The sequence below is a fragment of the Pseudomonas sp. PA-1-6B genome, from assembly GCF_021609545.1.
Lineage (GTDB): Bacteria > Pseudomonadota > Gammaproteobacteria > Pseudomonadales > Pseudomonadaceae > Aquipseudomonas > Aquipseudomonas fluorescens_BV.
The window spans coordinates 1-13,502 of the sequence record NZ_WJZM01000094.1; the positions used below are offsets into that span (position 1 = coordinate 1).

Genomic DNA, 13,502 nt, shown 5'->3' on the forward strand with positions numbered 1-13,502 from the left:
CTCACAGATCTCCCACCCACCACCCAGCGCCTTATAGATCCCCACCACCGCCAAGCGCTGTTCCGTGCGCGCCGCCGTCAATGCCCGGCGGCTGGTGAAGTCCGCGCGTTCGGCCTCAAGCACATCCAGGTACACGCCCTCGCCTTGCGCAAACCGCTCGCGCGCAAAGCTGGCTGCCTCACGGTTGGCGGCCGCCTCCAACAGCCGCAAGCCCAGTGCGTTGCCGGCCGTACGGTTGGCCTGGAACGCATCATCGGTTTCCTGCAGGGCCCGCAACACGGTCTGGTCATAAGCGATCAACGCGGCCTGGGTGCGTGCCTCGCTGGCGGCAATCCGCGCTCGTACGCGCCCGGTGTCCAGCAGTGACCAGCGAATCACCGGCGCGATAAAGTTCGACTGCATGCCCGCATCGCCCAGGGCGCTGAGACTTCCGGCCAGCAAACCGATGGAACCCTGCACCTGGATATCCGGATACAAACCAGCGGTTTCCACGCCAATCTGCGCGGTCGCAGCCGCCAGCGTGCGTTCGGCCGCGGCAATATCGGCACGGCGCGCCAGCAAGCCGGCCGGGTCTCCCACCTGCAACGTGCGCAGGTTCAAGGTTTCACGCCCAGGCCGGGCCAGCGGTGGCTTGAACCCCTGGGGCGCTTGCCCCAGCAGCACCGCCAACGCGTTGGTTGACTTGGCGCGACGTCGCTCCAGGTCAGGCGCTACGGCCTCCACATTGCGCAACAAGGCCTCGGCACGCAGCCGGTCGAATTCGGTGGCGGCGCCGACGCTAACCATCTGCCCCACCAGGCCCAGGCTGTCGCGCTGGCTCTGGCTGATATCCGCGACCACCGCCTGTTCGGCTTCGATCCCTTGTAACTCGAACCAGGTAGCCGCGACCGTCGCCGCGACGCTCGCTTGCACGCTGCGCAGCAACGCCTGACGCGACCCCGCCTGGGCCTGGGCCGCCTCCACCGAGCGACGCACGCGCCCAAACAAGTCGATTTCCCAGGCTGCATCCACCGCCGCCCGAGTGGTTTCAATGGAGCGCTGCTCGCCGAACGGGGTCTCTACCTCGCTGCGCTGGCGGTGCTCGTAACCCAGGGCGGCGCCTCCGCTGGGCAGGAAGCCTTGGCGGCTTTCGCGCAACAGCGCCTTGGCTTCGTCCAGGCGTGCGGCGGCGATGCCGATGTCGTGGTTGGCCGCCAGTGCCTGTTGAATCAATTGGCTCAATGCCGGCTCGTCGAACACTTGCCACCACTGCACTTCGACCTCGCCCGCACCAAGCCCGGCGATGGGCGCGCCGAAGCTCGTCGCCCGCTGCGCAGCGGGCAGCACTGGCGCGGAATAGTCCGGCCCCACCGAGCCGCAACCGGCCAGCAGGGTCAACGACAACAGAAAAGCTGGATACGCCTGTTTCATGATGCGCTCTCCTTTAGCTGCACCGTCGGACTCGCCCCCTGACGCTGAACGCGCAGCGCCAGGCTGCGCATCACCACATAGAACACGGGCGTCAGGAACAGACCGAACAGCGTCACGCCCAACATCCCGGCAAACACCGCAACCCCCATGGCATGGCGCATCTCGGCCCCGGCGCCACTGGCAAACACCAACGGGACTACGCCGGCGATAAACGCCAGGGACGTCATCAAAATAGGGCGCAGGCGCAATTGGCAGGCGTGGATCACCGCTTCCAATGGGCTGGCGCCTTCGGCTTCAAGGCTGCGGGCAAACTCGACGATCAGGATGGCGTTCTTCGCCGCCAAGCCCACCAGCACCACCAACCCGATCTGCACGAACACGTTGTTGTCGCCCTCCACCAGCCACACGCCGAGGATTGCGCTGAGCAGGCACATGGGCACGATCAGCAACACCGCCAGCGGCAGCAGCCAACTGTTGTACTGCGCGGCAAGGATCAGATAAGCCAGCAGCACACACAGCGGGAAAATAAACAGGGCCGATGAGCCGGCGAGCTTTTGCTGGTAGGTCAGGTCTGTCCATTCATAGGTCACGCCCTCGGGCAGTACCTCCTGGGCCAGGCGCTCCATGAGCGCAACCGCCTGCCCGGAGCTGACCCCTGGCATCGCGCCGCCAGAGATATCCGCCGAGGGATAGCCGTTGTAGTGAATCACCCGGTCAGGCCCGGAGCTCGGCGTGACCGTGACAAACGCCGACAACGGCAGCATGTCCCCGTCGGCGTTGCGCACCTGCAGACGACCGATGGCTTCGGCCTGCATGCGGTGGTCCGCATCGGCCTGGGCCGTGACTTTGTAGGTGCGACCAAACCGGTTGAAGTCATTGACATACAGCGACCCCAGATAGACCTGCAGCGACTCGAACACATCCGCCAGGCGCACGCCCTGGCTCTTGACCTGGGTGCGGTCGATGTCGACATTCAGTTGCGGCGCATTGACGTCCAGGCTGGTCATCAGCCCGGCCACCTGGCCTGACTCAGTGGCTTTGGTCATCAGTACCTGGGTCTGCTGCACCAGCGCCTCCAGCCCGACGCCGCCACGGTCTTCGACCTGCAGCTTGAAGCCCCCGGTTACCCCGAGCCCCGGCACCGGTGGCGGCGGGAACACGCCGAGGAAGCCGTCGGGGATGCTCGCAAACTTGGCCTGCAGACGCCCGGCGATGGCGACCGCCGCCATATCCGGCGAGGTGCGCTCTTTGAACGGATCAAGCATGACGAACATCACCGCCGCATTCGGAACGTTGACGAAGCCGTTGACCGACAGTCCCGGGAACGCCACGACACTCTCGACCCCCGGCTCATCCAGGGCGATTTTCGACATTTGCCGCACCACCGCATCGGTACGCTCCAACGAGGCCGCGTTCGGCAGCTGGGCGATACCGACCAGGTAGTACTTGTCTTGCATCGGCACGAAGCCGGCCGGTACCGCGTTGAAGCCGAACCAGGTCAATGCGAGCAAGCCGCCGTAAGCCAACAGCGCCACACCGCGACGGCCGACGACCTTGCGCACAGTGTTGCCATAGGCTTGCGGCGCACGCTGGAACGGCCGGCCCAGTACCTCCAACAGCCGTGCGGCGCGACCACGCAGGCTGCGCGGGTCATGCACCACAGCGGCATGCCGTGGCCGCAGTAACAGGCCGGCCAGCGCCGGGCTGAGGGTCAACGAGTTGACCGCCGAGAGGATGGTGGAAATTGCGATGGTCAGCGCAAACTGCCGATAGAACTCGCCTTGCAGGCCACTGAGAAACGCCGTGGGAATGAACACGGCCGCCAGCACCGAGGTGATCGCAATGATAGGGCCGGTGACCTCGCTCATCGCCCGTCGCGCAGCCTGCATCGGCTCCTCGCCGTTCTCGATATGCCGCTCGACGTTCTCCACCACCACGATTGCATCGTCGACCACGATGCCGATCGACAACACCAGGCCGAACAGCGACAAGGTATTGAGGGAGAAGCCCATCAGGTGCATGACCGCAAAGGTGCCGATGATCGATACCGGCACGGCCATCAAAGGAATCAGCGACGCGCGCCAGTTGCGCAGGAACACCACCACCACGAGTACCACAAGCAGGATCGCTTCCATCAGCGTGATGGCCACCGACTCCAGCGAAGCGCGCACAAACACCGTGGGGTCATAGGCAATCCGCGACACCAACCCCTCGGGGAAGCTGGTTTGCAGGCGCTGCATGGTATCGCGCACCGACTGCGCCACATCCAGCGCGTTTGCCCCAGGGCTCTGGATGATTTGCAAGGCCACCGCAGGCTCGCCGTCCAACAGGCTGCGCAGCGCGTAGGCATCGGCCCCCATCTCGATACGTGCCACATCGCGCAAGCGCGTGACCTGGCCGTTATCGCCGGTGCGAATGATGATGTCGCCGAACTGCTCTTCATCCGTCAGGCGCCCGAGGGTATTGACCGTGACTTGGAACGCCGCAGTGGAGTCCGGCGCCTGGCCGACCGAGCCGGCCGCCACTTGCACGTTCTGCTCGCGCACGGCAGCAATCACATCACCGGCGGTCAAGCCACGGGCGGCGATCAGGTCCGGGTCGAGCCACAGGCGCATGCTGTATTCACCCGCGCCCCACACCAGCACATCGTTGATCCCCGGCAGGCGCGACAACTCATCGCGCACCTGCAGGTAGGCATAGTTGGAGATGTAGAGCGGGTCATAACGTTGGTCGGGGGACAGCAGGTGGACCACCATGAGGATGTCCGGCGAGGTTTTCTGCGTGACCACGCCCAGGCGCTGCACCTCTTCGGGCAAGCGCGGCAAAGCCCGCGAAACACGGTTCTGCACCTGGATCTGCGCCATGTCCGCATTGGTGCCCTGGGCGAACGTTGCGGTCAGGATCATGCGTCCATCGGTGGCCGACTGCGAGGTCATGTAAAGCATGCCCTCAACCCCGGTGATCACCTGTTCCAGCGGCGCCGCCACTGTCTCGGCAATCACCTGCGGGTTGGCCCCCGGATACGACGCCGTCACTTGCACCGTGGGCGGCGTGACGGCGGGATATTCGCTCAACGGTAGATGGAAGAAGGCCACGATGCCGCCGATCATCATCAACACCGACAGGACGATGGCGAAGATCGGTCGGTCAATGAAAAAGCGTGGGAAGCTCATTGCACGCCCCCCACCGCCAGCGGTGCTTCAAGCGGCTTGCCGTCAATACTGGCGGCCAGCGGTGTCACCTGCATGCCGGGGCGCACCAGCCCTTTGACGACAATGCGCTCGCCCGGTTGCAGGCCCTGTTCGATGACCCGCAGGCCGTCGACCACCGGGCCGACTTCCACCGGGCGGTACTCGGTCTTGTCGCCCTCACCGACAACCAACACATAACGGCGGCCCTGATCGGTGCCGATGGAATGGTCGGCAATCAACACCCGGGGTTGCGCCGCGCCGGTATCCAGCTTGACCTTGGCGAACAGCCCCGGCGTCAAGCGCCCGTCCCGGTTTTCCACCACCGCACGCACGCGCACCGTGCCAGTCTTGCGGTCGGCCGAGTTGGCCAGAAAATCCACGCGACCGGCCCGTGCATAGGTGGTGTCGTTGAGCATCGCCACCATGACCTTGGCGGCTTGGTCGCCCTTGGACCCGGCGTGTTGCCGCGTCGCTGCCAACGAATGCAGATAGGTGCGTTCATCCACATCGAAATACACATGCAAGGGGTCGATGGAAACAATCGTGGTCAGCGCTGTTTCCCCACGGGTGACATAGTTGCCTTCCGTCACTAGGGCGCGGTCGATACGCCCGCTGATAGGTGCGGTGACGCGGGTGTAACTCAGGTCCAGTTGGGCCGTATCCAGCGCAGCCCTGGCGGCCTCCACCTGCGCTCTGCCGGCGTTCAACGAAGCAACGGCGGTGTCGAGACGATCACGTGCCACCACCTTTTTGGCATATAACTGCTCGGCGCGGCCATGCTCGGCCTGGGCCAGCAACGCATTGGCCTCGGCCTCGCGCAGACGTGCCTTGGCTGCGTTCACTGCCGCCTGGAACATACGCGGGTCGATCACAAACAACGGGCTGCCCTTGGCCACGAACTGCCCTTCGGGCACGCTGACGCTTTGCAGATAGCCACTGACTCGCGGGCGCAATTGAACCTGGTCGATGGCGGTCAACGAACCGGTGTACTCCACAAACGGCGTCACCGCACGCGCCACCACCTGGGCGACTGGCACGCCGGGTGGCTTGGCCGCTGCGGCTGGCGGCGCATTGTCCGAGCATCCGCCCAGCATCAACGCTACGGCCAACGCCCCGGTGATCAGGCTTACTGGTTTGGTGTACATCGTTCACCCTCCTTGGAATTTTCAAGACAAACCGACACTTGGGGTTTTTATCCGGCTTGCCATACTGGGAAGGTCAAGCGCTATAAAACCGGGGGGTGTGTTTTTGTCTGGGAAATACTTGGAGGTGAATCAAATGGCGGCCAGAGGGGCTTGGTAGCGCTCGGGGTTACCTGTCGAGGGTGGTTGAAGGTGGGAGCTGGCTTGCCTGCGAAGGGATCAACCCGGTTTGGCTGGTAGACCGAGGTGTCTGCATCGCAGGCAAGCCAGCTCCCACATTTGGATTGCGCGGTGTCAGCCAGGTATCTGTGGGCTCAGGCTCAGCTCCACGCCACCACCAGCAGGCCGGCGCCCAACACCAGGCACAACGGCGAATAGAAATAGGTATCCAGGCGAGCAAACCTCGACCCGCCGACCTTCTTGAAAAAACCCACCAGCTCCGAATCCCCGATCGCCCGGGCAAACATCAGCACGGCAATCGCGCTGATGCCCCATTGCAACGCCCCGTGGGACACCGGCGAGAAATACAGCCCGGCGCGCAGACACACGAGCAAGGCAATCGCCACCAGCCCCATCGCCACCAGAAAAGTCCCCAGCGCCGACGGCTTGAACGCCGGTCGCGGCCCGCTGGCAAACTCTCCGGGCAGTTGCGGGATAGCGGCCAGGCTGCCGAGCTTGCCACCCGCAGCCCAATACAGGTGCACCATGCTGATGAAGGTAAATACCCCGACGATCCATCGCGCAATCACAAAGCTCATGGTCGGCGCTCCATAAAAATGTGCGAATGAGGATAGTCGCCCTGAGTTTTTTTGCAGGCATTTCGTCGGTCGCTGATGATAAAGTGCCGCCCCATGAAACTCGCCCGTGCCGACCGCTCACTCATTGCCTGGATGCTCTACTGCTGCGTCCTGTTCAATGTGTTCGCCTGCAGCATTGGTCATGGGCAGATGGTGGGGATGCAGCTCAATGGCATCAGCGGCCAATTCTGTACGGTGGACCCACGTACCCAGGCGCCCCTGCCCAGCAATTCTACGGATGAGAGCCTGCCAACGCTGTCGAAGGCGTTTGGTTGCCCGCTGTGTTCTACCGGCGGCATGGGCCCGGCGCTCAACTCCCACCTGAATGTGGCAGTCCTGCCGCAACCCCATGCGCCGCCCGCAGCGGTGGTGCTCGCCGCCGACATTCCCGCCCGCTTCACCTGGCCTGCGGCTAATCCGCGCGCGCCACCTGCCTTCGCCTGATCCCTGCGCGTTCTGATCTGCACCGCTTCGTTTCCGTAAGGAGTACGGGAGCAGTGCGTTGTTTTCGAGCCAAGTTTTCAGGATTCAACCATGAAACATTTACCCCTGTTGGCGGGCCTGTTCGGCTGCCTGCCTGTTTGCGCCTCGGCCCTTGAGTTGGCGCCAACCACCATTGACGGCGAGCAAAGTGCCGAGCCTGGGCTGGCCCTGGACCAATCCAGCGGCATGGCCTCGCGCCTGGGCCTGAGCGTGCGGGAAACCCCGGCGTCGGTGGCCATTGCTAACCGCAACGATATCGAGCGCCACGGCGCCAAGACCTTCCGCGATGCGGCCAATACCCTGCCCGGCGTCAACGCCAGCGCGCCGCCTGGGTTTGGCGGGTTTGTCTCGTACCGAGGGTTTACCAGCAGCCAGATCACCCAGATGTTCAACGGCATCAATGTCGCCACGGGCCTGGCGCGACCGGTGGATGCGTGGATCTATGACCGCGTCGAACTGGTAGGCGGCCCCTCCTCCTTGATCAACGGCGCAGGCTCAGTGGGTGGCTCGCTGAACTACGTGACCAAGCTGGCAAGCCGCGAGGAACAGGCCATCGAGGGCCAACTGAGCTATGGCAGTTACGACACCGCCGGTATGGCGTTCGGCCTCAACCATGCGCTGACCGAACCCGGCACCGAGGTGCAGCACTACGCCCGCCTGGATGTGAGCCGCAACACCAATCACAGCTACATCGACCGCGACCGGCGCGATGCCTGGAGCGTGGCGTTTTCCCTGCTCAGCGACCTTACCCCGAACCTGTCCCACACCCTGGCGCTGGAATATCAGGACGAACATGAAGACAGCCCGTACTGGGGCACGCCGGTGCTCAACCCCAAGGCCGGTGAGCTGAAGATCGACAAGCACAACCGCTTCAATAACTACAACGTTGCCGACGGCCGTTATGAGCAACGCACGATCTGGGCACGCTCGATCATCGACTACCGGATCAACGACAGCACCACACTGAAAAATACCCTCTATCACCTCGACAGCCAGCGCGACTACCGCAACCTGGAGACCTACCAATACAACGCCGACAACAGCGCGGTGAACCGCTCGACAGCCTATCAGGTGCGGCATCAGGGCGAGCAGAACGGCAACCAGTTCGAACTGCGCCATGACACGAGCGTCTTCAGCCTCGCCACCACCTGGTCCGGCGGTTTTGAGTACAAGATCAACAGCACCACTAACAGCCCGTTGAACGTGCCGGGCAAAAGTACCGTAGACCCGAACCACTACGCCCCGGGGCACTTCTATGATATTCCCGGTACCCGGCCAGGTTTCGTCAAGGACAAGACCAACCAGGTGACGACCAAGGCACTGTTCGTGGAAAACCGTCTGGGACTGACGGATAAGCTCTCGCTGCTGACTGGCCTGCGCTATGACGCCATCGATCTGGACGTGACCAACCATCGTACGATCACCGCCACCAACCCGCGACACTTCAAGCGCAGTTGGGAGCCGGTAACGGGCCGGGTGGGCCTGACCTATCAGTTCATCCCCTCCGCCAACGTCTATGTGCAATACAGCACCGCCGTCGAACAGCCCAACACCACTACACAGGTGTTCGACGTGTCCACCGGCAAGCAATGGGAAATCGGCAGCAAGTTCGATTACCTGGAAGGCCGCGGTTCCGCCACGGTCGCCGCGTACAGGATCGAACGCAAGGACTTCGCCGTCACCGACCCGCTGGACCCGACCAGCAGCATCCCGGTAGGCGCGCAGTCGTCCAAGGGCATCGAACTGGCCAGTTCGTTGCGCATCACGCCGAGGCTATTGGCCGAAGGCAACTTCGCCTGGGTGGACGCGCAGTACGATGAGTTCAACGAGAAAATCGCCAGCGGCGCCGTGGTGTCGCGCAAGGGCAATACGCCAACCAACGTGCCCAAGCGCGTGGGTAACCTATGGTTGACCTATGACTTTGCCGAGGATTGGCAAGGCGGGGTGGATGCGCGCTATGTCGCCCAGGTGTATGCAGACAATGCCAACACCCAGACCGTAGCGGCCTATACGCTGTTCGGCACCTTCCTGCGCTATAAGGTGGATGCGCATACCTCGGTAACCGGGCGCGTACGTAACCTGACTAACGAGGTGTATGCCGAGTTTGCCCATGTGTCGCCGGCGTACTATCTGGGGACGCCGAGGACCTTTGAGCTGGCCGTACAGACCAAATTCTAAAGCTTGAATACAGTCAAATGTGGGAGCTGGCTTGCCTGCGATAGCGGTGGGTCAGCATAAAAATATGTTGTCTGACACTCAGTCATCGCAGGCAAGCCAGCTCCCACATCTTGACCTTCACTCGATACAAAGACCGCCGGTTACTTGAGGCTCGCCTCGACCTTCCGCGCCACATCTTCCGTCAACCAGGCCTTCCACACCTGCGGATGTTCCTTGAGAAACGCCTGGGCCACCTCCCGAGGCGGCGTGTGGTGCTCGCTCATCGTCGCCAAGGCTTTGTTAAGCGGCTCGATGGGAAACTCGACCTTCTCGAAGAACTGGGCAATCTGTGGATGTTCCTGCTGGAACGGCGTCGACACGCCAATGCTCAGCTTGGAAGCCAATGAGCGTGTCGGCTTCGGGTTCGGGTTGTCTGCGTCAGTCAGGGTCTTCCACGCACCTGCATCAAATGGCGGTTCTTCCAGCTGAATCAATTTATAGCGCCCCATCAACGGGGTCGGCGACCAGTAATAGAACAGCACGGGCTTGCCCCGGCGAATCGACGAGGCAATCTCCGCATCCAGCGCCGCCCCCGAACCGCTGCGGAAGTTCACATAGCTGTCGTCCAGGCCATAAGCCTTGAGCTTCTGTTTGTTGACCACTTCGGAGGTCCAGCCAATGGGGCTGTTCAGAAAGCGCCCTTTGCCCGGCGATTCAGGGTCTTTGAACACGTCCTTGTAGCGCGCCAGGTCCTGTACGCTTTTGAGGTCTGGAGCCAGGGGTTTTAGCCCTTTGGAGGGGTCACCCTTGACCACGTATTCCGGCACCCACCAGCCTTCGGTCGCACCTTTGACGATATCGCCCAGGCCCGCCACCTTGCCTTCGGCTTCAGCCTTGACCCACACCGGGCTGCGGCCTGCCCATTCCTCGCCAATCACCTGGATGTCATTCTTGGCCAGGGCGGTTTCCAGGGTAATGGTGGTACCAGGCAAGGTGTCGGTGGGCAGGTCATAGCCCTTCTCGACGATAAAACGCAGTACTTCAGTGATCAGGCTGCCGCTTTCCCAATTCAGGTCGGCAAAATGCACCGGTGCCTGGGCAGCCGATACCGGCAATGACAGACTCAGGGTCGTCAGGCCCGCCGCCAGCAGTGACTTCAATCCTTTCATGCCTGTGCACCTCGCGTTTTCGCAGTCATGGCGAACGGCTTTGCTGCGAATGCGCGAAGCCTCTGAATAGTTAAGTCAACTCAACTGTAGTAGAGGTTCCAAAAGACAAAGATGCACAGCGTATTTATCGCCTACTCGCTGGCCTTGAAGGTCACCAGTTCACCCTTGCGCCATTTGGCGGCTTTGCCAGTCACGGCCTTCAGGGTCTTGGTCAACCCTTCCTGCAATTGCTCATGGGCGGCGAATACCAGCATTACGCTGTGGCCTTCCTTGAACACAATACCCTGGCCTTCGCTCGACGACACAAAGGCATAGTCGCCGAGGCCGTAGACGGTCAACTTGATATCGCGAAACCTCAATTCGAACTTGCCACCTTCGCGGCTGGGCAATACCGCTGCGCGAAAATGGTCACCTACTTTGAGTTCCAGACGTGGCTTGTCATCCACGACCAGCGCCGTTTCGGTATCGATTTCGGCGATATAAATACCTTCCGGCGTCTGTTCGGTGACGTAGACAAACCGAGATTGAAACTGCTTGACCAACTTTGCGCGCAAATCACCCAGCACGAATAACGCGTGCATATCCAGATTACTGACTGCCAAGGAAACGCCCCCACATCAAAAAAGCACTGGCCGCCAAAGCGAACAGCACAAAAAATGGCCGTTACGACACGATACAGAGTCATTAAAAAACTGAAGAGAACTCGTAAGGCTAGTACAAACCTCAACGGCGGACCTCATGGGAAGTCAACCGTGATACAGCAAATCACAGGTTCAACGACCCGAGAATACGGGTCTGCCGACTTCAGAGAATAACCCAATCAAAAATGCAGTTTTCCGACACCCCAACACAAAAAAACATCTGGGCATGGAACCAGTCACGAACTACCGACGACAATACTAGAACAGCAACCAGGGTGAAAACCACCCGAAACAACGCAGACAAGCTAACCGGATCGATCGACAGGAGCTGAGCATGCAACGACGTCAACACGACGCTACGTCTTTCCACACTCGTTCACCATGTCCCGACGAACAGCAATACTACTGCCTGCTGAACCTGAATGGGTACTCCAATTCGGTGCTTTACCAAGTTGTACCCGCAGGAAAGAACTTTTTTCATATTCTTGAAGTGCCCAGCGGCAAGATCAAGGGGTTTCGCAGCGATCACATCAAAGCCTGCGAACTGGCCAAGTCCCTTGAAGCCAAGCTGTACGCCTCAGGCGGCGGAATCGTTTCGTCGCCTGTATGACTTTACCGCGCCACAGCCCCTCAACAACTGCCATACTGGCCTGTCCATGGAAGTTTGCCCCCCCCGCGGGTCAGGTTTCATCAACGCAGTTACCTTGAAGGGAAAGCCATACGTGACGGAATTTGATATTGGCGAATTTATTATCCACGGCGATGCGAGGGAAGTAGACGGTGAGTTTCAAGCGGTCATCATCATGCGAGCCAAACCACCGCTGAACAAGGTCACCGCGCACCAGGTGGAGAAAGACCGCTGGTTCAAAACCGCCGAAGCAGCGGCCGTGGCTGGCAAAGAGGCGGCCAAGGCACTGAAGACCGCCGTGGATTGCGGCGCACTCAATACCTGACAACCCGATAGAACTCTAGCGTGCCCTGCCCCTCACATGTATGACGATAAGCCCGCATGGAGAACGCTATGGACACCACCACCCCAACCCTTGAAACCCTGTTCGAACAACTGGGGCTGGATTCCAGCCAGGAAGCCATCGAACGTTTTACCGCCGAACATCGACTGCCCGATGATGTAAAACTCATCGACGCGCCATTCTGGAGCGAACAGCAGGCGAACTTCCTCAGGGAACAATTGCAGGTCGACGCAGAATGGGCTCCCGCAGTGGATGATCTCAATGCGCTGCTGCATGAGCCTCCCCGCGCTTGATCAATGCAGGCTGTCTGACGCTTCCCTGCGCAACAGCGCTTGCCAGGCAGCCTGGCATTCCTGCGCCTCGTCCCGGCTGGCGAACGCAGTGCCGCGCTGCTCACCGTTGAGCAACACCACCCAGCAAGCTCGCTGGCCCAGGGCACGCAGGGTTTGGGGTACGCCACTGCCGATCATTACGGCCACATCGACTTTGTTTTGCATGGAACTTCTCCGCAGCATTAGTTAGCTGGCTAACAATGTTGGCCATGCTACGGCTTTATTCCAGTTGGAAAAAGCTATCCACGGAATAGCTTCATTGCATAAACAGCAACAATGCCGATCCAGGGCGGCCAGCTAGAGAGCCGCCCCCTTCACCGCATCAGGCTTGACGCTGGTGCTTGTCGATCTGCTCGTGACGCTCTTGCGCTTCGATGCAGTACTTGGTGGTAGGACTGATCAGCAGGCGCTTGAGGCCGATAGGCTCGCCGCTGTCGTCACACCAGCCAAAGGAATCTTCCTTGATGCGTTCCAGAGCACGCTCAAGTTGCGGCAGCATGCGCTGGTCGCGGTCAATGGCGTTTACCAGCCAGGTGCGCTCTTCTTCGACAGAAGCCGCGTCAGCCGGGTCGGCCGGGGTGTCCAGGCTCTCAATGGCGATACGGTTCTGCTCAATGCGCTCGTGGTGCTCCACCTTCATGTCTTGCAGCAACTTCTCGAAAAAAGCGTGCTGTTCGGCATTCATGTAGTCATCCGCCGGCATGGCCAGCAACTTTTCCTTTGTCATTGATTTCTCTATAAAAAAATACGTGCATTAAGGCGAATTAGGGAGCGTTCCGGCCGACCTGTGCAGGTCTCGGAAGGGCGCCATCCATTCCAAGCGCCACCCGGCACTCAATTTACGAGGGGCGGCAGTCTAAGGCCGACTTGAGGGCGCAGCAACTGAAAAGACAGGCATTTTTTCCCGATCAACCCCCAAAGGCACCAGGACGGGCTTGGCGAATGGTCATCGGAGTGCGTTTATAGCAAGAAATTCAGTGTTGTGGAGCTATATAGAAGACAAACGGTTGTAGGAGCGAGCTTGCTCGCGAAGCACTCAAGGACACCGCGTTCAATCAGATAGCCCGCGTTATCTTTGCAGCTTTCGCGAGCAAGCTCGCTCCTATGTATGGACTCGCCCCCACTTTCAACCCGCTTTTCAAACATTGGTACCCGGTTGCATCTATGTATCAGGCCTATCCGAGGAAGCTCCAAACAGCTTCTGGCCAA

13 protein-coding genes are annotated in these 13,502 nt (G+C 60.8%); 5 read left to right on the plus strand and 8 right to left on the minus strand.

Features of this window, described 5'->3' with window-relative positions; all coding sequences use genetic code 11:
• The 4 genes from GIV35_RS26390 to GIV35_RS26405 form a co-directional block, all read right to left on the minus strand.
• A partial coding sequence (locus GIV35_RS26390; RefSeq protein WP_236491447.1) for an efflux transporter outer membrane subunit occupies nt 1-1,410 on the minus strand: 1,410 nt, incomplete at its 3' end.
• Nucleotides 1,407-4,583 (minus strand): efflux RND transporter permease subunit, encoded by a 3,177-nt coding sequence (locus GIV35_RS26395; protein ID WP_198716528.1) that lies wholly within the window; start codon nt 4,581-4,583, stop codon nt 1,407-1,409. The genes GIV35_RS26395 and GIV35_RS26390, both read right to left, overlap by 4 nt.
• A complete protein-coding gene (locus GIV35_RS26400) occupies nt 4,580-5,746 on the minus strand; it encodes an efflux RND transporter periplasmic adaptor subunit (RefSeq protein ID WP_105226680.1) in 1,167 nt (388 codons plus the stop codon). Before GIV35_RS26400 ends, GIV35_RS26395 begins: the two co-directional genes overlap by 4 nt.
• 317 nt (nt 5,747-6,063) lie before the next feature.
• Nucleotides 6,064-6,501 (minus strand): DUF3995 domain-containing protein, encoded by a 438-nt coding sequence (locus GIV35_RS26405; protein ID WP_034125683.1) that lies wholly within the window; start codon nt 6,499-6,501, stop codon nt 6,064-6,066.
• Nucleotides 6,502-6,594: 93 nt separating this feature from the next.
• Here GIV35_RS26405 and GIV35_RS26410 point away from each other — a divergent pair, with 93 nt between their 5' ends.
• A complete protein-coding gene (locus GIV35_RS26410; RefSeq protein ID WP_032897017.1) occupies nt 6,595-6,984 on the plus strand; it encodes a DUF2946 domain-containing protein in 390 nt (129 codons plus the stop codon).
• A gap of 90 nt (nt 6,985-7,074) precedes the next feature.
• Nucleotides 7,075-9,201: a TonB-dependent receptor gene (locus GIV35_RS26415; RefSeq protein ID WP_236265731.1), complete on the plus strand. Its 2,127-nt coding sequence runs from the start codon at nt 7,075-7,077 to the stop codon at nt 9,199-9,201.
• Nucleotides 9,202-9,341: 140 nt separating this feature from the next.
• Here the strand turns inward: GIV35_RS26415 and GIV35_RS26420 are convergent, their stop codons facing one another.
• Together GIV35_RS26420 and GIV35_RS26425 are read right to left on the minus strand one after the other, a co-directional pair.
• Entirely contained in the window at nt 9,342-10,349 is a 1,008-nt protein-coding gene (locus tag GIV35_RS26420) for an ABC transporter substrate-binding protein (RefSeq protein ID WP_198716526.1), read from the minus strand.
• Nucleotides 10,350-10,480: 131 nt separating this feature from the next.
• Nucleotides 10,481-10,930: a hypothetical protein gene (locus GIV35_RS26425; protein ID WP_236265732.1), complete on the minus strand. Its 450-nt coding sequence runs from the start codon at nt 10,928-10,930 to the stop codon at nt 10,481-10,483.
• 394 nt (nt 10,931-11,324) lie between these two features.
• Here GIV35_RS26425 and GIV35_RS26430 point away from each other — a divergent pair, with 394 nt between their 5' ends.
• The 3 genes from GIV35_RS26430 to GIV35_RS26440 all read left to right on the plus strand — a co-directional run bounded on the left by GIV35_RS26430 (nt 11,325) and on the right by GIV35_RS26440 (nt 12,254).
• Complete coding sequence (locus GIV35_RS26430) at nt 11,325-11,600, plus strand: hypothetical protein (RefSeq protein ID WP_105226677.1); 276 nt, start codon at nt 11,325-11,327, stop codon at nt 11,598-11,600.
• Nucleotides 11,601-11,712: 112 nt separating this feature from the next.
• Nucleotides 11,713-11,943 carry a hypothetical protein gene (locus GIV35_RS26435; protein WP_236265730.1) on the plus strand — a complete coding sequence of 77 codons (231 nt, stop codon included), beginning with the start codon at nt 11,713-11,715 and terminating at the stop codon, nt 11,941-11,943.
• 68 nt (nt 11,944-12,011) lie between these two features.
• Nucleotides 12,012-12,254, plus strand: a complete 243-nt coding sequence (locus tag GIV35_RS26440; RefSeq protein WP_034125689.1) for a DUF2789 domain-containing protein — start codon at nt 12,012-12,014, stop codon at nt 12,252-12,254.
• Here the strand turns inward: GIV35_RS26440 and GIV35_RS26445 are convergent, their stop codons facing one another.
• Together GIV35_RS26445 and GIV35_RS26450 are read right to left on the minus strand one after the other, a co-directional pair.
• Complete coding sequence (locus GIV35_RS26445) at nt 12,255-12,458, minus strand: hypothetical protein (RefSeq protein WP_034125690.1); 204 nt, start codon at nt 12,456-12,458, stop codon at nt 12,255-12,257.
• Between the two features lie 157 nt (nt 12,459-12,615).
• Nucleotides 12,616-13,020 carry a TraR/DksA family transcriptional regulator gene (locus GIV35_RS26450; protein ID WP_003191666.1) on the minus strand — a complete coding sequence of 135 codons (405 nt, stop codon included), beginning with the start codon at nt 13,018-13,020 and terminating at the stop codon, nt 12,616-12,618.
• Nucleotides 13,021-13,502: the final 482 nt, after the last annotated feature.

Excerpts from the sequence above, each read along its gene's own strand:
- GIV35_RS26420 (WP_198716526.1), bottom strand. The coding sequence starts at position 10,349 with ATGAAAGGATTGAAGTCACTGCTGGCGGCGGGCCTGACGACCCTGAGT.
- GIV35_RS26410 (WP_032897017.1), top strand. The coding sequence starts at position 6,595 with ATGAAACTCGCCCGTGCCGACCGCTCACTCATTGCCTGGATGCTCTAC.
- GIV35_RS26425 (WP_236265732.1), bottom strand. The coding sequence starts at position 10,930 with ATGCACGCGTTATTCGTGCTGGGTGATTTGCGCGCAAAGTTGGTCAAG.
- GIV35_RS26400 (WP_105226680.1), bottom strand. The coding sequence starts at position 5,746 with ATGTACACCAAACCAGTAAGCCTGATCACCGGGGCGTTGGCCGTAGCG.
- GIV35_RS26430 (WP_105226677.1), top strand. The coding sequence starts at position 11,325 with ATGCAACGACGTCAACACGACGCTACGTCTTTCCACACTCGTTCACCA.
- GIV35_RS26440 (WP_034125689.1), top strand. The coding sequence starts at position 12,012 with ATGGACACCACCACCCCAACCCTTGAAACCCTGTTCGAACAACTGGGG.
- GIV35_RS26415 (WP_236265731.1), top strand. The coding sequence starts at position 7,075 with ATGAAACATTTACCCCTGTTGGCGGGCCTGTTCGGCTGCCTGCCTGTT.
- GIV35_RS26395 (WP_198716528.1), bottom strand. The coding sequence starts at position 4,583 with ATGAGCTTCCCACGCTTTTTCATTGACCGACCGATCTTCGCCATCGTC.
- GIV35_RS26445 (WP_034125690.1), bottom strand. The coding sequence starts at position 12,458 with ATGCAAAACAAAGTCGATGTGGCCGTAATGATCGGCAGTGGCGTACCC.
- GIV35_RS26450 (WP_003191666.1), bottom strand. The coding sequence starts at position 13,020 with ATGACAAAGGAAAAGTTGCTGGCCATGCCGGCGGATGACTACATGAAT.
- GIV35_RS26405 (WP_034125683.1), bottom strand. The coding sequence starts at position 6,501 with ATGAGCTTTGTGATTGCGCGATGGATCGTCGGGGTATTTACCTTCATC.